The organism is Pseudomonas sp. Mn2068 (assembly GCF_049319725.1).
Classification (GTDB): domain Bacteria; phylum Pseudomonadota; class Gammaproteobacteria; order Pseudomonadales; family Pseudomonadaceae; genus Aquipseudomonas; species Aquipseudomonas gingeri.
On sequence record NZ_JBMOUG010000001.1, the window covers coordinates 345,764 to 363,160 of the forward strand.

The 17,397-nt window shown below is 61.9% G+C and carries 15 protein-coding genes; 9 read left to right on the top strand and 6 right to left on the bottom strand.

Annotation, left to right across the window (positions count from 1 at the left end):
• The first annotated feature begins 22 nt into the window (after nucleotides 1–22).
• The 3 genes from ACL9RJ_RS01665 to fhuB are packed head-to-tail and all read left to right on the top strand — an operon-like array spanning nucleotide 23 to nucleotide 3,730.
• A complete protein-coding gene (locus ACL9RJ_RS01665) occupies nucleotides 23–790 on the top strand; it encodes an ATP-binding cassette domain-containing protein (RefSeq protein ID WP_042936582.1) in 768 nt (255 codons plus the stop codon).
• Nucleotides 787–1,734 (top strand): ABC transporter substrate-binding protein, encoded by a 948-nt coding sequence (locus tag ACL9RJ_RS01670; RefSeq protein ID WP_017128510.1) that lies wholly within the window; start codon nucleotides 787–789, stop codon nucleotides 1,732–1,734. The genes ACL9RJ_RS01665 and ACL9RJ_RS01670 overlap by 4 nt, the downstream gene beginning before the upstream one ends.
• Nucleotides 1,727–3,730, top strand: coding sequence for a Fe(3+)-hydroxamate ABC transporter permease FhuB (gene fhuB / locus ACL9RJ_RS01675; protein WP_422764790.1), 2,004 nt, complete (start codon nucleotides 1,727–1,729; stop codon nucleotides 3,728–3,730). Before ACL9RJ_RS01670 ends, fhuB begins: the two co-directional genes overlap by 8 nt.
• Before the next feature lie 3 nt (nucleotides 3,731–3,733).
• Here fhuB and ACL9RJ_RS01680 read toward each other — a convergent pair whose 3' ends face one another.
• Nucleotides 3,734–4,717, bottom strand: coding sequence for a DNA-binding protein (locus ACL9RJ_RS01680; protein ID WP_103032496.1), 984 nt, complete (start codon nucleotides 4,715–4,717; stop codon nucleotides 3,734–3,736).
• Between the two features lie 178 nt (nucleotides 4,718–4,895).
• On the opposite strand from ACL9RJ_RS01680, the gene ACL9RJ_RS01685 reads away from it, so the two are divergent.
• The 3 genes from ACL9RJ_RS01685 (at nucleotide 4,896) to ahpF (ending at nucleotide 8,227) form a co-directional block, all read left to right on the top strand.
• Complete coding sequence (locus tag ACL9RJ_RS01685; protein WP_177082682.1) at nucleotides 4,896–5,840, top strand: site-specific integrase; 945 nt, start codon at nucleotides 4,896–4,898, stop codon at nucleotides 5,838–5,840.
• Nucleotides 5,841–5,972: 132 nt separating this feature from the next.
• Nucleotides 5,973–6,536, top strand: coding sequence for an alkyl hydroperoxide reductase subunit C (ahpC, locus tag ACL9RJ_RS01690; protein WP_017128507.1), 564 nt, complete (start codon nucleotides 5,973–5,975; stop codon nucleotides 6,534–6,536).
• 125 nt (nucleotides 6,537–6,661) lie between these two features.
• Entirely contained in the window at nucleotides 6,662–8,227 is a 1,566-nt protein-coding gene (ahpF, locus tag ACL9RJ_RS01695) for an alkyl hydroperoxide reductase subunit F (protein ID WP_177117938.1), read from the top strand.
• Nucleotides 8,228–8,412: 185 nt separating this feature from the next.
• On the opposite strand, the gene gloA is transcribed toward ahpF, so the two are convergent.
• The 4 genes from gloA to ACL9RJ_RS01715 form a co-directional block, all read right to left on the bottom strand.
• On the bottom strand, nucleotides 8,413–8,943 hold the full coding sequence (gene gloA / locus ACL9RJ_RS01700) for a lactoylglutathione lyase (RefSeq protein ID WP_017128505.1): 531 nt from the start codon (nucleotides 8,941–8,943) through the stop codon (nucleotides 8,413–8,415).
• A 652-nt stretch (nucleotides 8,944–9,595) separates the two neighbouring features.
• Nucleotides 9,596–9,955 carry a histone-like nucleoid-structuring protein, MvaT/MvaU family gene (locus ACL9RJ_RS01705; RefSeq protein ID WP_017128504.1) on the bottom strand — a complete coding sequence of 120 codons (360 nt, stop codon included), beginning with the start codon at nucleotides 9,953–9,955 and terminating at the stop codon, nucleotides 9,596–9,598.
• Between the two features lie 257 nt (nucleotides 9,956–10,212).
• Nucleotides 10,213–11,757, bottom strand: a complete 1,545-nt coding sequence (locus ACL9RJ_RS01710) for an EAL domain-containing protein (RefSeq protein ID WP_422764791.1) — start codon at nucleotides 11,755–11,757, stop codon at nucleotides 10,213–10,215.
• A gap of 66 nt (nucleotides 11,758–11,823) precedes the next feature.
• Nucleotides 11,824–12,696: a LysR family transcriptional regulator gene (locus ACL9RJ_RS01715; RefSeq protein WP_177082676.1), complete on the bottom strand. Its 873-nt coding sequence runs from the start codon at nucleotides 12,694–12,696 to the stop codon at nucleotides 11,824–11,826.
• Nucleotides 12,697–12,784: 88 nt separating this feature from the next.
• Between ACL9RJ_RS01715 and ACL9RJ_RS01720 the strand changes: the two genes are divergently transcribed.
• Together ACL9RJ_RS01720 and hppD are read left to right on the top strand one after the other, a co-directional pair.
• Nucleotides 12,785–13,723: a DMT family transporter gene (locus ACL9RJ_RS01720; RefSeq protein WP_177082674.1), complete on the top strand. Its 939-nt coding sequence runs from the start codon at nucleotides 12,785–12,787 to the stop codon at nucleotides 13,721–13,723.
• A gap of 211 nt (nucleotides 13,724–13,934) precedes the next feature.
• The gene (gene hppD, locus ACL9RJ_RS01725; RefSeq protein ID WP_212809387.1) at nucleotides 13,935–15,011 is read left to right on the top strand and encodes a 4-hydroxyphenylpyruvate dioxygenase; all 1,077 of its coding nucleotides are present in this window, start codon (nucleotides 13,935–13,937) and stop codon (nucleotides 15,009–15,011) included.
• A gap of 147 nt (nucleotides 15,012–15,158) precedes the next feature.
• Here hppD and ACL9RJ_RS01730 read toward each other — a convergent pair whose 3' ends face one another.
• On the bottom strand, nucleotides 15,159–15,800 hold the full coding sequence (locus tag ACL9RJ_RS01730; protein WP_177131449.1) for a DUF1345 domain-containing protein: 642 nt from the start codon (nucleotides 15,798–15,800) through the stop codon (nucleotides 15,159–15,161).
• 366 nt (nucleotides 15,801–16,166) lie between these two features.
• Between ACL9RJ_RS01730 and ACL9RJ_RS01735 the strand changes: the two genes are divergently transcribed.
• Nucleotides 16,167–17,300 carry a substrate-binding domain-containing protein gene (locus tag ACL9RJ_RS01735; RefSeq protein WP_422764792.1) on the top strand — a complete coding sequence of 378 codons (1,134 nt, stop codon included), beginning with the start codon at nucleotides 16,167–16,169 and terminating at the stop codon, nucleotides 17,298–17,300.
• The last annotated feature ends 97 nt before the right edge of the window (nucleotides 17,301–17,397 follow it).

The following is a 17,397-nucleotide window of genomic DNA, read 5'->3' on the forward strand; positions in this document are numbered from 1 at the left end:
CGGGTCGCTCCAGGAGCCCGATCTGTTCCGCCTGGATGGCGTCAGTGTGAAGGTGGGGGCCCGGACCCTGTTGCAGCCCATGGACCTGCGCCTCGGGGAAGGCCGTATCTATGGCCTGATCGGTCATAACGGCTCCGGCAAGTCGACCTTGCTCAAGTTGCTGGCCCGCCAGCAGTCGGCCAGTACCGGTTCGTTGCAACTGGGCGACAAACCGCTGCATGGCTGGTCGTCACGAGCCTTTGCCCGGCAGATCGGCTATCTGCCCCAGCAGCCGCCCGAAGTCGATGGGCTGCTGGTGCGGGAACTGGTGGCGTTGGGGCGGCATCCCTGGCATGGCGCCCTCGGCCGGTTTGGCGCCGAGGATCGGGACCAGGTCGAGCAGGCGATGCTCGCCACCGATGTCGCGCAATATGCCGAGCGTCCCGTCGACAGCCTCTCCGGTGGCGAACGCCAGCGGGCGTGGATTGCCATGCTGGTGGCGCAGAACTGTCGCTGCATGCTGCTCGACGAGCCGACCTCGGCCCTCGATATCGGCCATCAACTGGCGGTGCTCGAACTGCTCCGCAATCTCTGCGGGCAGCGCGGCATGGGCGCGGTGATCATCCTGCACGACGTCAACATGGCCGCACGTTTCTGTGATGAGGTCATCGCCCTGCGTGAAGGTTGTCTGCAATTGCAGATCCAGGCGCGTGAGATGCTCCAGGAGGCGCATCTCGAGCGCGTCTACGGCGTGCCGATGGGGGTGGTGGCCGATCCAGCCAGCGGGCGCCTGATAGGTTTTGCGCGATGAGTGCGCGGCTCAGTCGTCGGCGCATCCTGCAGTGGCTGGCCGGCGCGCCTCCGGCACTGTGGATGAGTCGTTCGTGGACTTCACCATCGACCTTCACGCCTTCAAGGATCATTCCGCTGAGCTGGGAACTGAGCGAAACGTTGCTGGCGCTGGGGCATGCTCCCGTCGCCTTGCCGCTGCCCGACTGGTACACCCGGACCATCGTCGAGCCGCCGTTACCCGCCGGGGTGATCGATATCGGCCTGCTATACCAGCCCAACTTCGAGCTGCTCCAGCAACTGCGGCCCGACCTGCTGATCCTGACACCCGGGCATATCGGCTTGAAACCGATGCTCGAGCGCCTGGCGCCGACGGTCACGTTGGGCGGCTACATGAGCGCCCCGCAACCTTATCCGGCCTTGCAGCAGGAGACTCGGCAGATGGCCCGGGTGCTCGATTGCCCGGTGCGCGCCGAGGCCCTGCTTGCCGAGACCGAGGAGGTCTTCGCAGCGGTGCGTCAGCTCCTAGCCGAGCAGCCTGGCATTAACGCACGGCCGACCCTCGTGGCCGATGCGGTGGATGAGTATCACCTGCGGGTGTACGGCGCCGGCAGTCTGTTCGATGCGGTACTGGCGAGGATTGGCGTAAGCAATGCGGCCCATCCCGTCGATGCCGCGCCAGGTGGCTGGGTCAGCAATTCGGCGGGATATGCCCTGGTGCCCCTGCAACGTCTTGCCGGTGTTCCCGAGGCCAACCTGCTGCTGGTCGGGCCGGTGGCGCCAAACGTACAGGCGGCTCTGCGACGTAGCCCGGTCTGGCAAGCCATGCCTTGTGTTCGCGAGGGTCGTGTGGCGCGCCTGCCAGTGATCGCACCCTATGGCGGCCTGACGTCGCTGCAACGCTTCGCCCGTGCGGTGGAGGCGGCCCTGTCTCGAACGGCCCATCAGGAGCCTGCCAGTGTCTAGTGTTCGTCTACTTTTCGTCCCTCGAGGCTGCCTGTTGCTGGTGGTCGGCCTGTTGGCGGTGGCGGCGATCCTGGCTGTCCTGCAAGCGCAGGCGATGCTGGGGGGCCGGCCGTGGTTGCCGGCGTTGCTGAGCCCGAACCCTGCTGATCTGTCCCAGGTGTTGCTGCATGAGTCGCTGTTGCCCCGTGTGGCAATGGCGCTGCTGTGTGGCGCCGCACTGGGCCTGGCCGGCACGCTGATCCAGCAGGTGCTGCGCAACCCGCTGGCCGAGCCGATGACCTTGGGCATCTTCCCTGGAGCCTATCTGGCCTTGACGCTCTACACCCTCTATGCGCCCGAGAGCTGGGCCGCTGGCCGCGAGCTGGTGGCCCTCGGTGGTGGCGCCCTGGCGGTGCTGGTGGTGTTGGCGCTGGCCTGGCCTCAGCGATTGTCGCCGATGGCGGTGATTCTGTCGGGAATGGTGGTCAATCTCTACTGCGGGGCGGTCAGCCTGGCGATCGCGCTGGTGCACTTCGATTTTCTGCTCGGGCTGCAGATCTGGGGTGGTGGTGCGCTGGAGCAGGCCGGCTGGCAGCCCAGCCGGCACCTGGCGAGCGGCGTGTTGGCTTGCGCGTGGGCGGTGTGGAGCATACGGCGCCCGCTGGCGCTGCTCGACAGCGGGGAAAGCACCGCCCGCAGCCTCGGCGCGAAGGTCGAGCGGACACGACTGATCGCACTGCTGGTGGCGGTGGTCCTGACGGCCCTGGTGGTGGCCCAGGTGGGGGTGATCGGTTTTCTCGGCCTGGCGGCCCCGGCCCTGGCGCGCCTGCTCGGTGCACGCACCCTGTACCAGCGCCTGTGGTGGTCGAGTGCTATTGGCGCGGCTATCTTGTGGGCCACCGACCAGATTGTCCTGCTGCTGTCGACCGCAGACTCGCTCTCGGCCCACCTGATTCCGACCGGCACCGTTACCTCGTTACTGGGCGTGCCACTGCTGCTTGTCATGCTGCCTCGCTTGCGTAGCGGTGGGGCCGCTCACTGGAAACCGGGCTGGCCGACTGGTAGGGGGCTGACGCGGGGGCGCTGCTGGGGCCTGGTGACGCTGTTGCTGGCCGGCCTGTTTCTGTCGTTTGCCGTGTCCCAGGGGCTGGATGGCTGGCATCTCGCAGGCCCGACCCAGGTGCAGGCGCTGCTGTTCTGGCAGTTGCCCCATAGCGTGATCGCAGCCGCGTCCGGGGGGCTGTTGGCGTTGGCCGGCACCTTGCTGCAACGGGCCACGGCCAACCCGATGGCCAGTCCCGATCTGCTCGGGGTCAGCTCCGGCGGAGCCTTGGGGATAGTCGTGGTGGTCTTCATGGTGAGCCAGCCGTCACCGGCCATTCTTTTCGGCGCGTGCCTGGCGGGCTCGCTGCTCGCCCTGGGTGGGTTGCTCTGGCTGGGACGTGGTGCCTTTACTCCACAACGCCTGTTGCTGATCGGTGTCGCGGTGAGTGCCTGGTTCCAGGCGATGGTCAGTGCCACCCTGGCCAGCGGCGATCCTCGTGCGGCCTTGATGCTGCAACTGGTGACGGGTTCGATCTACTACATTCCCTCGGCCCTGGCCTGGGCCGCCGCCATGCTGTTGCTGCTCGGCCTATGCCTGGCGCCGCTGTTCTCGCGCTGGCTCAAGGCGTTTTCGCTGGGAGAGGGCGCGGCAGCGAGTGTCGGCGTGCCGGTGAGCCGTGCGCGTCTGCTGATCCTGCTGTTCGCCGGGGTATTGACCACCATGGCGACCCTGCTGGTCGGACCACTGTCCTTTATCGGCCTGCTGGCCCCGCATATCGCACGGCTGGTCGGCGCTCGTCAGCCGTTGCAACAACTATGGGTGGCAGCGGCATCTGGCGTGATCCTGATGATCGTCGCGGAATGGCTGGGCAGGCAGCTGATCTTCCCCCAGCAAATGCCTGCCGGGCTGACAGCCACTCTGTTGGGTGGGCCGTACCTGGTGCTGCTGATGCTCTATCGGCGCAAGGCCTGACGCTCAGGACTGCGCAGGCAGGGCGGCTCGGGCCTGGTCGAGTGCCGCCTCGACCTCCAGGAGCTTGAGTTCCAGCGCCTTGCTGGCCGTGCGCTGTGCATCGCTCGTCTGCTGAAGCGCGTCCGTGGCCTGTTGCGCCACCCGCAGACGCTCCTGGAGGAGGGTGCGTTCGCTTTCCAGCTGGATCGCACGATCCAGTAGCTGTTCCTCGCGGCTGGCAGCTTTGTGCAGTTGTTCCTGCGACTGCTTCACTTCTTTCATCAGCCCACGGCTTTCCGCCAGCAGACGCTCGTTGTCGCGGTGCAACTGGGTGATTTCATCCTGGCGTACCAGTGCGCTCTGCTGGGCCTGACGCAATTCCATCTGTACCTGTTGCAACTGACCTTCATGGCGACGCTGCTCCTGCTCGCGCTGCTCCCTGGCGGCACTGCGGAAGTGTTCCAGGGCGTCACGGGCATGCTGGTGCTTGTCTTCCAGCGAGCGGATCTGTTCTTCCTTGTCCTTGAGACGCAGCTCGTTGTCGCTGAGGGCCTGGCTCAGGCCGGCATTGCGGGTCTGTTCGGTCTGCAGCATGGAGCGGGTGGTCAGCAGGTCCTGGGATTCCTGCTCCAGGGCCGCCGCCTGGACCTCGAACTGCTGCTGCAACTGCTCCAGCTTCTGTGTCGCCTCCGCCTGTCGCACCTGCCATTGGGCCTGCTGTTCCTGCCACTGCGCCTCGGCCCGTTCCAGCGGTTCCCGGGCCTGTTCCTGCAGGCGCTGGGCGAGGCGGGAGACCAGCGCGGCGAGCTCTTCCTCGAGATCTTCCTGGGGCACCGCCAGGCGCTGGTCGCTTTCGGCCAGCTCCTTCAGATAGCGATGGATGGTGGTTTTCGAGCCCGTATTACCCATTTCGATACGTACCGCATCGATGCTGGGGTTTTCGCCACGGGCGAGGATCGCCAATCGTGCGGTTTGCACCACCGCCTTGTTCACGCCGCCGCGAGCCATGTCTTCTCCTACGATTTCGTACTGTGGTATGTAGCCTGTATTTACATAGCATATCACTAAAAGCAGATAAGCCAATATCGAAGGTTTTTGACATGGGATATACTGGTATTACCCCTTGTGAGAAGCGGTTTTCAGTTTTTCCCCTGCTTTTTGCGTACACCTGTCGGGATATCTGCCCATGAGCGAGCTGGATCGCTATCTGCACGCCGCCACGCGGGACAACACCCGCCGCAGCTACCGGGCGGCCATCGAGCACTTCGAAGTGAGCTGGGGCGGGTTCCTGCCGGCCACCGGCGACAGTGTGGCGCGCTACCTGGTGGCCCACGCCGGGTTGCTTTCGATCAATACCCTCAAGTTGCGCCTTTCGGCCCTGGCCCAATGGCATGACAGCCAGGGTTTTGCCGACCCGACCAAGGCGCCGGTGGTACGCAAGGTGTTCAAGGGCATTCGTGCGCTGCATCCGGTGCAGGAAAAACAGGCCGCCCCCTTGCAGTTGCAACATCTGGAGCAGGTGATCGCTTCACTGGAGGGCGAGGCCCAGGCCGCGCTGGCGCAACAGGATCGGCCACGCCTGCTGCGCGCGCGGCGTGATGCGGCACTGATCCTGCTGGGCTTCTGGCGTGGTTTTCGCAGCGATGAGCTGTGCCGGCTGGAGATCGAGCACGTGCTGGCGCAGTCGGGTACCGGGATTACCCTGTACCTGCCACGCAGCAAGAGCGACCGGGACAACCTCGGACGTACCTACCAGACCCCGGCGCTGCAGCGGCTTTGCCCGGTGCAGGCGTATATCGAGTGGATCAACTGCGCGGCGCTGGTCCGTGGCCCGGTGTTTCGTGGCATTGATCGCTGGGGCAACCTGGGCGAGGAGGGCCTGCACGCCAATAGCGTCATTCCTTTATTGCGCCAGGCGCTGGAGCGCGCGGGTATCGCTGCCGAGCACTACACCAGCCATTCCCTGCGTCGGGGCTTCGCCACCTGGGCTCATCGCAGTGGCTGGGACCTCAAGTCGCTGATGAGTTATGTCGGCTGGAAAGACCTGAAATCCGCCATGCGCTACGTCGAGGCCAGCCCGTTTGCCGGCATGGGCCTGCTCGATGAAAAGCCGGTCCGGCAGGGATCATAAGATTTCTTCTATTAATACAGTGGGCTTATAGCGAAAACCAATCGCGAGCATCAGCTTTGCCAATGAGCCAGAACGCAAAAGAATGGCTAGGATTCTCCCATCAACTTCTTAACCCCTGACGGAGAGTCAACGATGCCTATCATCAACAGCCAAGTTAAACCGTTCAAAGCAACCGCTTACAAAAACGGCAATTTCGTCGAAGTGTCGGACGCTGACCTGAAAGGCAAATGGTCGGTAGTGTTCTTCTACCCAGCCGACTTCACCTTCGTCTGCCCTACCGAACTGGAAGACCTGGCTGACAACTACGATGCGTTCCAGAAACTGGGCGTGGAAATCTACAGCGTGTCGACCGACACCCACTTTGCCCACGCTGCCTGGCACAACACTTCGCCAGCCATCGGCAAGATCCAGTACACCATGATCGGCGACCCGACCCTGACCATCTCTCGCAACTTCGACGTGCTGATCGAAGAAGCTGGCCTGGCCGACCGTGGCACCTTCGTGATCAACCCTGAAGGCCAGATCAAGATCGTTGAACTCAACGATGGCGGCGTAGGCCGTGACGCTTCCGAGCTGCTGCGCAAGATCAAGGCCGCTCAGTACGTTGCTGCCCACCCGGGCGAAGTCTGCCCAGCCAAGTGGCAGGAAGGCGAGGCCACCCTGGCTCCGTCCCTGGACCTGGTCGGCAAAATTTAAGCCTGTGAGTCAGCCAAGGGCGGTCATCCGCACTTCATAAGTCAGCCGCACCGCCCAATAACGCCCGGGTGGTAATCACCTGGGCGTTGTTATTTCTACCGTATTGAAAAAGGGAAATCGCCCGCATGTTGGACGCCAATCTTAAAGCCCAGTTGAAGTCGTACCTGGAACGGGTTACGCAACCGATCGAGATCGTCGCCTCCCTCGATGACGGCGCGAAATCTCAGGAAATGCTCGCGCTGCTCAAAGACGTCGCCAGTCTTTCCACTCAGATCACCTTGCTGGACAACGGCACCGATGCGCGCAAGCCATCGTTCTCGTTGAATCGCCCGGGAGCCGATATCAGCCTGCGTTTCGCCGGCATCCCGATGGGCCATGAATTCACTTCGCTGGTGCTGGCCCTGCTGCAAGTCGGCGGCCACCCATCGAAGGCCAGTGTCGAAGTGGTCGAACAGATCCGCTCGCTCAAGGGCGAGTTCAACTTCGAGACTTATTTCTCGCTGTCCTGCCAGAACTGCCCGGACGTGGTCCAGGCGCTGAACCTGATGGCGGTACTGAACCCGAACATCCGTCACGTCGCCATCGACGGCGCGCTGTTCCAGGACGAAGTCAACGATCGCAAGATCATGGCCGTACCGAGTATCTACCTCAACGGCGTGAACTTCGGCCAGGGCCGCATGGGCCTCGAGGAAATCCTCGGCAAGCTCGACACCGGCGCCATCGAGAAACAGGCGGAAAAACTCAACGCCAAGGACGCCTTTGACGTCTTGGTGGTCGGTGGTGGCCCGGCGGGTGCCGCGGCAGCGATCTATGCCGCCCGCAAAGGCATCCGTACCGGTGTCGCGGCCGAGCGTTTTGGTGGCCAGGTATTGGACACCATGGCCATCGAGAACTTCATCTCGGTCCAGGAAACCGAAGGGCCGAAGCTGGCCAGCGCCCTGGAAGAGCACGTCCGCCAGTACGACGTCGACATCATGAACCTGCAGCGTGCCAGTGCCCTGGTGCCGGCGAAGAATGCCGGCGAGCTGCACGAGGTGCGCTTCGAAAGCGGTGCCAGCCTCAAGGCCAGGACCGTGATCCTCGCCACCGGTGCCCGCTGGCGTGAAATGGGCGTGCCGGGTGAGCAGGAATACAAGGCCAAGGGCGTGTGCTTCTGCCCACACTGTGATGGCCCGCTGTTCAAGGGCAAGCGTGTCGCGGTGATCGGTGGCGGCAACTCCGGTGTCGAGGCGGCCATCGACCTGGCCGGTATCGTCAGCCACGTGACCCTGCTGGAGTTCGACAGCAAGCTGCGCGCCGATGCCGTTCTGCAACGCAAGCTGTACAGCCTGCCGAACGTCAACGTCATCACCAGTGCGCTGACCAGTGAAGTCAAGGGCGATGGTCAGAAGGTCACCGGCCTGGTCTACAAGGACCGCGATTCGGGCGAGTTCAACACCATCGACCTGGAAGGCATCTTCGTGCAGATCGGTCTGCTGCCGAACACCGACTGGCTCAAGGGCAGTGTCGAGTTGTCGCCACGGGGCGAGATCATTGTCGATGCACGCGGTGAAACCTCGCTGCCGGGTATCTTCGCTGCCGGTGACGTCACCACGGTGCCGTACAAGCAGATCGTGATCGCGGTAGGAGAGGGCGCCAAGGCTTCGCTGAGTGCCTTCGATCACCTGATCCGCACCTCCGCTCCAGCTTGATTCATCAGACTTGATCGTTCCCACGCTCTGCGTGGGAATGCCTTCCTGGACGCTCTGCGTCCGCTCTTGTGACGCAGAGCGTCACGGGCTGCATTCCCACGGGGACCGTGGGAACGATCATCAGATCATCAAAAAAGCCCCATGGATCGACGATCCATGGGGCTTTTGCGTTTCAGGAGCGAGAATCAGGCGTCTTGCAGCGGCGCCGGCTGGATGATCTCGACCCAGTAGGCATCCGGATCCTTCACGAAGGCCAGGCTTTTCATGCGGCCGTCGCTCAGGCGTTTCTGGAATTCCACGCCCAGGGTTTCGAAGCGCTCGCAGGCGGCACGGATATCCGGCACCGAGATGCAGATATGGCCGAAGCCCCGTGGATCGGTATTGCCGTTGTGGTAGGCAAAATCAGGGTCATTCTCGGTGCCGTGGTTGTGGGTCAGTTCCAGGATGCCGGGAATCGACTTCATCCATTGCGTGCGCTGCGCCGCATCGGCCGGGATCTGCGACTTGTCCACCAGGGCAAGGAAATACAGGCTGAACTCGGCTTCCGGGAAATCACGTTTCTCCACCAGGGAAAAACCCAGTACGCGGGTGTAGAAGTCCAGGGACTTGGTAGCGTCCTTGACGCGCAGCATGGTGTGGTTGAACACGAAGCCCTGGGTGGCGGTGTCGGGTTGGGCGGTAACGCCGGGGAAGGTGTTCAGGTCGTGCAGGCTCATAGGCCCTCCGCGAAGGTGATGAAGGCGGTCGATCGATGAGGCGCCAGCACAGGCTGGCCGGTCTCTGACCTTGTGGGACACAGGATGATACGGAAAGTGCGATCGCGCTCCAAATCCTGTGGCTCGATTCTAGGCATTCGGGCCGGCGCAGAGGCAATAGCGGGGTACTTCAGAGGGGGGTAATGAGTTATATGAAGTGCGGGCAGATAAACATCGAGGCATAAAGAAGCCCGCCGAAGCGGGCATTGGGGCGCTAATCCTTTAGCAGCCTTCATCCTGTAAGAGTCGATGTGAAAAAAACGTGAAGGCTTCGAACGGGTATCTTTTATCCGACCGGCGTCGTGGCTGGCGGTGAAGGACGGATCTGTGCGGGATTTTTTACAGCGTCTGCTTCGAATGGAAATAACTGACAGCGTGCAAGGAATATGCGGTACTTAATGGCCAGTTGTCATTAGTTACGCGGGAGATGAAAGTAGCAACACGATGGAACTCCGTCGGACGCAACCTGTCCTTGCGCATGTTTACGGTGATGTTGGCGCGGGACACACTTTGAAAGAGTCGCGCGAAGGTATGGCTTGTTAATCCTGTTTCGTTTTGTTCGTCCATAAAAAAACCCTGCGTTTGCAGGGTTTTTAGTGGAGAGGGAAAGAAGTTAACCGCGCAGCCAGGAGTCCACGGTGGCGGCACCGTATTGTTCTTTCCAGGCTTTGAGCCCACGGTGATTACCGCCCTTGGTTTCGATCAGTTCTCCCGTATGAGGGTTCTGATAGACCTTGACCACGCGAGCACGGCGCTGCTTGGGCGCATGGGCGGCCTTGGCGCTGGAGGCCTGTGGGTCGAGGATGGCGTTGACCTCCCGCAGGCTCTTGCCGTAGGTCTTCATCAGGTCTTTGAGTTTTTTCTCGAACTCGATTTCCTTCTTGAGCCCGGCATCGTTTTTCAGGGCTTCCAGCTGAGCGAGTTGTTCTTGAAGGGCTTTTTCTGCGGCGCGAAATTCAGCGAGTCTGGACAAGATTTTTACTCCAATAGTCTATTCGGTTGCCATGAACCTATAACAAAGAGACAAGCCGTCGCTTACAGTCGATCCCACCAGACACTGTCCACAGTGCCCTGAATACGCTGGGTCATTATGTATAAACCCGAGGCTTTCCCGTCAATTTACTGCTGGCAGGAAAAAGTGTAGTAGTTATCGGCTCAGGAGTAAATCATAGAGCGAAAGTAGTACCGCGAAAGTACTGGAGTTACCGTCGCGGTGTTTTGCATGGCCGACTAATCGGCGCGTTGCTGCTTGAGACTGTTGAGAAAGTCGGCGGCCGGCAACGGTTTTCCAAACAGATAGCCCTGCAGGAAGTCGACCCCGCGCGAAGCCAGGTAATCACGTTGCTCCACGGTTTCCACGCCTTCGGCAACGATGCCCAGTTCGAGCTTGCCGCTCAACTCGATAATACTGTCCAGAATATGCCGCGACAGTGCGTCGTGGCCGATCATGGCGACGAAACTCTGGTCGATCTTCAGGTAGTCGACATTGAACTTGCGCAGATAATTCAGGCTGGAGTGCCCGGTGCCGAAGTCATCGATGGCGACCATCACGCCCAACCCGCGCAACTGTTCGAACAGTTGGTGGGTAATGGCGCTGGGTTCGATCAACTCCCGTTCGGTCAGTTCCAGCACCAGCCTGACCTGCCCCGGAGCGAAGGCGGAGAGAAACTGCCGGCAGTCCTCCACCAGTTCCAGGTCATGGCAATGGCTGGCGGTGATGTTCACGCCGACGTGAAAGCCGGGCTCGAAGGTGTCCGAGTGCGGGGCGAGGAGGGCCGCGGTCTGTTGCAGCAGCGAACGGGTCATGGGTACGATCAGGCCGGTATGCTCGGCGAAGGGAATGAACAGATCCGGGCGCACCAGGCCTTCGCGGGGATGATTCCAGCGCATCAACACTTCCAGGCCTGACCATTTCAAGCTGTCGCTGTGCACCACGGGCTGGAAATACGGAATGAACTCCCGGGCTTCGAGTGCCCGCTGCAACTCATGACTCGGCGCGCCGGAGCGTTTCTGCAGCCAGCGTGTGGTGAGACCGGCCAAGACGCCGAATACCAGGAGCAGGGCCAGCAGTTCCGGATATTCCTTGCCGACGTAGCGCCAGGTTTCTCCCTCGGGAAAGCCCGCGCTGACGCTGAACGGAAAGCGCGTGGAGCGCAGGGTGGTAGGGGCAACGGCGAAGGAGGGCGCCTTGCCGGCGAGTACCTGGCCCTGGCCGGAGGTCCAGACATTGCCGACCTGCAGGACCAGGCCGGCCTCGCGGCCGATCAGGCGCAACAGATTGCCCAGGTGGTAACCGTCGATACTGACCATCGCCGCACCGTTGCCTTGCTGCAGGCGAAGGACCAGCAGCGACGACTTGGGCGTGACCGGATTGCCATCCATCAACCAGAGCCGGCCACCGACATAATCGCTCGGATTGACCACCTCCTGGTAAGGGCCGAACAACGAGGTGCAATACAGGTTGTTGTCCCAGGCCAGGTTGGCGGCACGCACGAACGGGCGGCGGGTCACCTGCTCGCGCAGGGCCAGCTCGACCTCGGCGCAGGGCCGCCCCGCCAGCGGCACGATGGCGTGGGCCGACAGCTCGGCATTGTCGAGCATCAGTTCGAACTGTTTCAGGGCTTCGTCGGCGGTTTCCCGGCTATGGGCGTTCAAGGCCCGGTCGGCCTGCCAGTGAAGGATGGCGATGCCCGAGAGGATGGGCAGCAGGCCGATCAACAGGCTCAGCCCGTAACGGGCAGACCAGGAGCGAGAACCCTTGACGGTCAGTGGCATTCGGGAAACCTGTGTGGGCAGGGAGCGGTAGACGGATGATAGTTGGCGGTTGTGGCGTGCGTATGCTCAGCGGTAATCGAAACCGGTCGCCAGATCGATGAATGCCTGGGTCGCGGGCGAAACCTCGCGGCGGTCGAGCACGGCGATACCGATTTTGCGCTTGACCGGCGGTGACAACGGTCGGCTGATATAGCCCGGGGCCGGGTGCTCGGGCAACGATTGTTCGGCGATGACCGTCAGGCCCTCGCCGCGGGCCACGGTCGCCAGGATGCTGAGCAACTGCGCGGTGCGGTAACGCACATCCGGCACCAGGCGCTGGGCCGCGAACAACCTGGAGACCAGTTCACCGGAGCCGGCACCGGTGAGAATGAAGGGTTCCCCGCAGAGATCCTGCAACTCGACCGACGCCTTCTGGCCGAGCGGATGGCCTGTCGGCAGCAGCGCGACCATCTGGTCTTCCACCAGGGCGAAGGTATCGAAGCGTTCCTCGGGCAGGACCACGAAACCGATATCGATGCGTCGATCCTCCAGCCACTCCAGCACTTGCCGGTCCGGCCCCTCGTCGACATGCACCTGGATCCCCGGGTGCTCGCGCCGGTAGCGTTCGAGGAGCGCCGGCAGCAGCTTGCTGGAGGCGGTCGGGCCAAAGGAACCGATGCGCAGGGTGCCGCTTTTCATGCCGCGGGCATCGGCGGCTTCCTGTTTCAGGGTGTCGGCCAGGCCCAGCATGGCGCGGGCCCGTTGCAGCAGGCGGGCGCCGATATCGGTCAGTTCGACCTTGTGCTGATGGCGGCGGATCAGTTCCACCCCCAATTCCTGCTCCAACCCCTTGATCGCGTGGGATACCGCGGACTGGCTGATCCCCAGCCGCTGGGCCGCGGTGGTGAAGCCTTGCAGCTCGGCGACCAGGGAAAACACTTCCAGTTGGGTCAGTGTCATGAGTGTTTACTCATTTTACGATGATCGAGGATAAATAAAATAATAGGCGCAGGTTAGCAACAGGTCGGGCCAACGCCCAGGAGAAAACATGCATACCCAGGCACCTGCCTTCAGCCCCAGTCATGATCTGTGGGTGTATTTCAAGCTCGCCGGGGTCTCGATGATCTGGGGCGGGACTTTTGTCGCCGGGCGTTTCCTTTCCGCCGATATCGCGCCGTTGCTGCTGGCGAGCCTGCGCTTCCTGCTGGCCAGCCTGATCCTGCTGGTGTTTATCGCGGTGGCCCGGATTCCGCTGGTGCTGCCCGACAGAAAGCAGTTCGCCCAACTGGCGGTGCTGGGCCTGTTCGGTATCTTTCTCTACAACCTGTGCTTCTTCTACGGCCTGCACTACATCAATGCCTCGCGGGCATCGCTGATCGTGGTGTTGAACCCGGCGGTGTTCGGGCTGGCCTCGTGGCTGTTCTTCAAGGAGCGCCTGGGCCCCCTGAAAATCCTCGGCATCCTGGTCTGCATGGGCGGAGCGGGGCTGGTGATCGTCAGCGGCAACCGCAACCTGTTCGAAGGCGCGAGCCAGGCCTGGATCGGCGACCTGCTGATCTTCGGTTGCGTGCTGTCCTGGGCGGTCTACTCGCTGTTTTCGCGCCACCTGACGCGGGCCCTCGGACCGCTGACCACCGTGACGTATTCGATCTGGCTCGGCACGGCGATGCTCTGGCTGGCGACCTGGCTGCGCGGGGAGGCGAGCCTTGACGTGATCGACGCCTTGACTGCGCCCCAACTGCTGAGCCTGGTCTACCTCGGCGGCCTGGGTTCGGCCCTGGCCTATATCTGGTATTACGACGGTATCCAGCGTATTGGCGCGACACGCGCCGGTGTATTCATTGGCCTCAATCCGCTGACTGCGGTGATCTGCGGCGCACTCTTGCTGGGGGAGCAGTTGACGTCGATCATGTGCCTGGGCGGTGTGCTGATCATGGCCGGTATCTACCTGTGCAACCGGCCGGCGCGGCTGTTGCCCAAACGGTAATGCAAAAGGGATACGGACAAAATGGTTTACGCCATGTAGAATCAATTTACGCCTATAAGAATAAAGTCTCATGAAGCTACTTGGGTTCCAACTGATCTACGGCGACTTTCTTGCCCGCAGCGTGCGGGGAATTTCCTGTGCGCCACCCGCCAGCGTCCGCATCGACAGCAACTAACCGACCGTTACTTGATTGATATGATGAGGCGCCACCATGGCAGATATCTTCGAAAACCCAATGGGCCTGATGGGCTTTGAATTCATCGAATTCGCATCGCCGACCCCGAACACCCTGGAGCCGATCTTCGAGATCATGGGCTTCACCAAGGTCGCGACCCACCGTTCCAAGAACGTGCACCTGTACCGTCAGGGCGCGATCAACCTGATCCTCAACAACGAACCCCACAGCGTGGCCTCGTACTTCGCAGCCGAGCACGGCCCGTCGGTCTGCGGCATGGCTTTCCGTGTGCAGAACGCCCAGAAAGCCTATGCCCGTGCCCTGGAGCTGGGTGCCCAGCCGATCCATATCGCCACCGGTCCGATGGAACTGAACCTGCCGGCGATCAAGGGTATCGGCGGCGCGCCGCTGTACCTGATCGACCGTTATGGCGAAGGCAGCTCGATCTATGACATCGACTTCGTCTACCTCGAGGGCGTCGACCGTCACCCACAGGGCGCGGGCCTGAAGATCATCGACCACCTGACCCACAACGTCTATCGCGGGCGCATGGCCTACTGGGCGAAGTTCTACGAGACGCTGTTCAACTTCCGCGAGATCCGCTACTTCGACATCAAGGGCGAATACACCGGCCTGACCTCCAAGGCCATGACCGCCCCGGACGGCATGATCCGTATCCCGCTGAACGAGGAATCGTCCAAGGGCGCCGGGCAGATCGAAGAGTTCCTGATGCAGTTCAACGGCGAGGGCATCCAGCACGTGGCGTTCCTCACCGACGACCTGGTCAAGACCTGGGACCAGTTGAAGAAGATCGGCATGCGCTTCATGACTGCGCCGCCCGACACCTACTACGAGATGCTCGAAGGCCGTCTGCCCAACCATGGCGAGCCGGTCGGGGAACTGCAATCGCGCGGTATCCTGCTCGACGGCTCCTCGCAAGAGGGCGACAAGCGACTGCTGCTGCAGATCTTCTCGGAAACCCTGATGGGCCCGGTGTTCTTCGAGTTCATCCAGCGCAAGGGCGACGATGGCTTCGGCGAAGGCAACTTCAAGGCGCTGTTCGAGTCCATCGAGCGTGACCAGGTCCGTCGTGGCGTGCTCGCGACCGAGTGACGTCCGACACGATCCCTGTGGGAGTCGGGCTTGCCCGCGAAGCTTTTAGCGCCTTCAAGGCCCTCTTCGCGGGCAAGCCCGCTCCCACACAAGCCAGGCCCACACACCCGCGCTTTCGCCGGGTCTTGCCGGGTCTTGCAAGCGTTTTCAGCCAAACAACCCCGCCGCGATATTGATCGAAAACCCCAGGATCGCCGTGTTGAACAGGAAACCGATCAGCGACTGCGCCAGCACCACCTTGCGCAACGCCTTGGTCGCGACCCCGACATCCGACGTCTGCACCGCCACGCTGATGGTGAACGAGAAGTACAGGAAGTCCCAGTAGTCCGGATGCTGCTCGCCATCGGCAAAGCGCAGCGGTGGGTCCTTCTCCTCGGACAGATAAAACTGCCGCGCATAGTGCACGCTGAAAATCACCCCGATCAGCAACCATGAACCCAGTACCGTCAATCCGGTAAAGGCGTAGCGCAGGGCCCTGGCATGGCTGTCCAGATCCTTGCTGCCGGCCAGCTCGAAAGTGATCGCCGCCAGGCTGGCAATCGCCGCGATGGACACCATCAACAGCACCAGGCCGGCATTTTCATCCTCGCGTTCGACAAAGCGCTGCACATCCTCGGGCCTGGCCATCACCGTCAACCACATCATCAGTGCCAGGTAAGCCCAGACGCCGGCATTCCAGCCGACCAGGATCTTGTTCAGCAGCGGACTGACCGGGGCGAGTACACCCACGGCGAGGCCGAGGAGGGCGGCGATGGTCAGGCGCGGATGGGTGCGGGCTAAATGGGGCATAAAGGCTCGTGTTCGAAAAATATTCATGCACCTTAGCATGTGGCCCCGGCAGAACTCGGGTTCCTCGTTCTGTCATATCCGCTCAAGGGCCGCCCGTGTCTTGCCGCCTGTAGCGACGGGCTCTTTGCCACTCCCGTAAAACCCCCGCCATTACGGGGTGAAAGTGCTGCGAACACCCGAGAATTTATTTGAAAATCAATGAGATTCACCCGAGGTTTTTTCCCTGATCTGTCACCGGAAATTGAGAACTTCTGTCCCATGGCCTCAGCCCACAAGTCGTCTGGAACCAAGGCGACGCATCGAGTGCCATGGCGTCACGAACGAGCAAACAACTCAACGTACGAACACGACGAAAGGAGATTCTTCATGTTTAAGCGCACTCTGATGGCCGCCTCCCTGGCTGTTGCTGCACTGGCTTCGGCCCAATCGATGGCCGCCGTAGTGGGTGGCGGCGCCACTCTGCCAGAAGGCCTGTACAACGACTCGGCATTCCGTCCTTCGACCTTCGACGTTTACGTCGGTGTGGGTAGCGGCGCGGGCAAGACGGCCTTCCTGAAAAACGACGCCACTCAATTCGGCAAGGCCGCTGGCGTGCCAGTCAGCTACGCCGGTAGCGACTCGATCCTCAGCAGCGGTACTTCCACCGCCGAGCTCGAAACCTACAACACCGCTCACAACACCGCTGGTCTTCCTAACGCCGCCAACTGGGGTCCGCTGATCCAGATTCCATCGGTGGGCACTTCGGTCACCATCCCTTACAACAAGTCGGGTATCACCAACCTTGACCTGACCAGCGCCCAACTGTGCCAGGCTTTCTCCGGCCAGGCCGCTACCTGGGGTGCTCTGCTCGGCACTACCGACACCATGCCAATCGTCGTGGTCTACCGTTCCGGTAGCAGCGGTACTTCCGAAGTACTGTCGCGTCACCTGAACAGCCAGTGCCCAACCCTGTTCACCACCAGCAGCACCTTCACTACCGCTCAGACTGGCGCAGAACCAGCCAACTGGATCGCGGTAGCGACCAGCGGCGACATGGCATCCACCGTAGCCGCCACTCCAGGCGCCATCGGTTATGTCGGTCCGGACAGCGTCGACGCCACCAACAATGCCGTGGTCGCCAAGGTCAACGGCCTGCTGCCAACCGTTGGCAACGTCACCACTGCCCTGAGCGCCATCGCTCCTCCTACCGGTACTGCCCGCAACAACCCTGCCAACTGGGCGCCTGTGTTGGCTAACCCGGCCACTGGCTACAGCCTGGTTGCCTACACCTTCCTGGATATCGGTCAGTGCTACCGTGATGCTGCGGTCACCACTTCGGTGCGTGATTTCATGACCAAGCACTACGGCGCGATCTCGAACAACGACTCGATCATCACCGCCCACAAGTTCATTCCATTGAGCGGTACCTGGAAATCCGCAATTCGCGGTGCCTTCCTGACTTCCAACAGCCTGGCAGTCGGCGACACCAGCGTCTGCAACGGCATCGGCCGTCCGCTGTAACCTTCGGGTTTCATCGGTTTTCACCCGGAACCGGCGGTAGCCCAAGGCTATCGCCGGTTCTTCCATCAGGGGTGTTTTCATTTCCGGACCGGAGCCT

Coding starts and splice junctions, on each gene's coding strand:
- ahpF (WP_177117938.1), top strand. CDS start 6,662: ATGTTGGACGCCAATCTTAAAGCCCAGTTGAAGTCGTACCTGGAACGG.
- hppD (WP_212809387.1), top strand. CDS start 13,935: ATGGCAGATATCTTCGAAAACCCAATGGGCCTGATGGGCTTTGAATTC.
- ACL9RJ_RS01715 (WP_177082676.1), bottom strand. CDS start 12,696: ATGACACTGACCCAACTGGAAGTGTTTTCCCTGGTCGCCGAGCTGCAA.
- ACL9RJ_RS01710 (WP_422764791.1), bottom strand. CDS start 11,757: ATGCCACTGACCGTCAAGGGTTCTCGCTCCTGGTCTGCCCGTTACGGG.
- ACL9RJ_RS01730 (WP_177131449.1), bottom strand. CDS start 15,800: ATGCCCCATTTAGCCCGCACCCATCCGCGCCTGACCATCGCCGCCCTC.
- ACL9RJ_RS01735 (WP_422764792.1), top strand. CDS start 16,167: ATGTTTAAGCGCACTCTGATGGCCGCCTCCCTGGCTGTTGCTGCACTG.
- ACL9RJ_RS01720 (WP_177082674.1), top strand. CDS start 12,785: ATGCATACCCAGGCACCTGCCTTCAGCCCCAGTCATGATCTGTGGGTG.
- gloA (WP_017128505.1), bottom strand. CDS start 8,943: ATGAGCCTGCACGACCTGAACACCTTCCCCGGCGTTACCGCCCAACCC.
- ACL9RJ_RS01685 (WP_177082682.1), top strand. CDS start 4,896: ATGAGCGAGCTGGATCGCTATCTGCACGCCGCCACGCGGGACAACACC.
- ACL9RJ_RS01680 (WP_103032496.1), bottom strand. CDS start 4,717: ATGGCTCGCGGCGGCGTGAACAAGGCGGTGGTGCAAACCGCACGATTG.
- ahpC (WP_017128507.1), top strand. CDS start 5,973: ATGCCTATCATCAACAGCCAAGTTAAACCGTTCAAAGCAACCGCTTAC.
- ACL9RJ_RS01670 (WP_017128510.1), top strand. CDS start 787: ATGAGTGCGCGGCTCAGTCGTCGGCGCATCCTGCAGTGGCTGGCCGGC.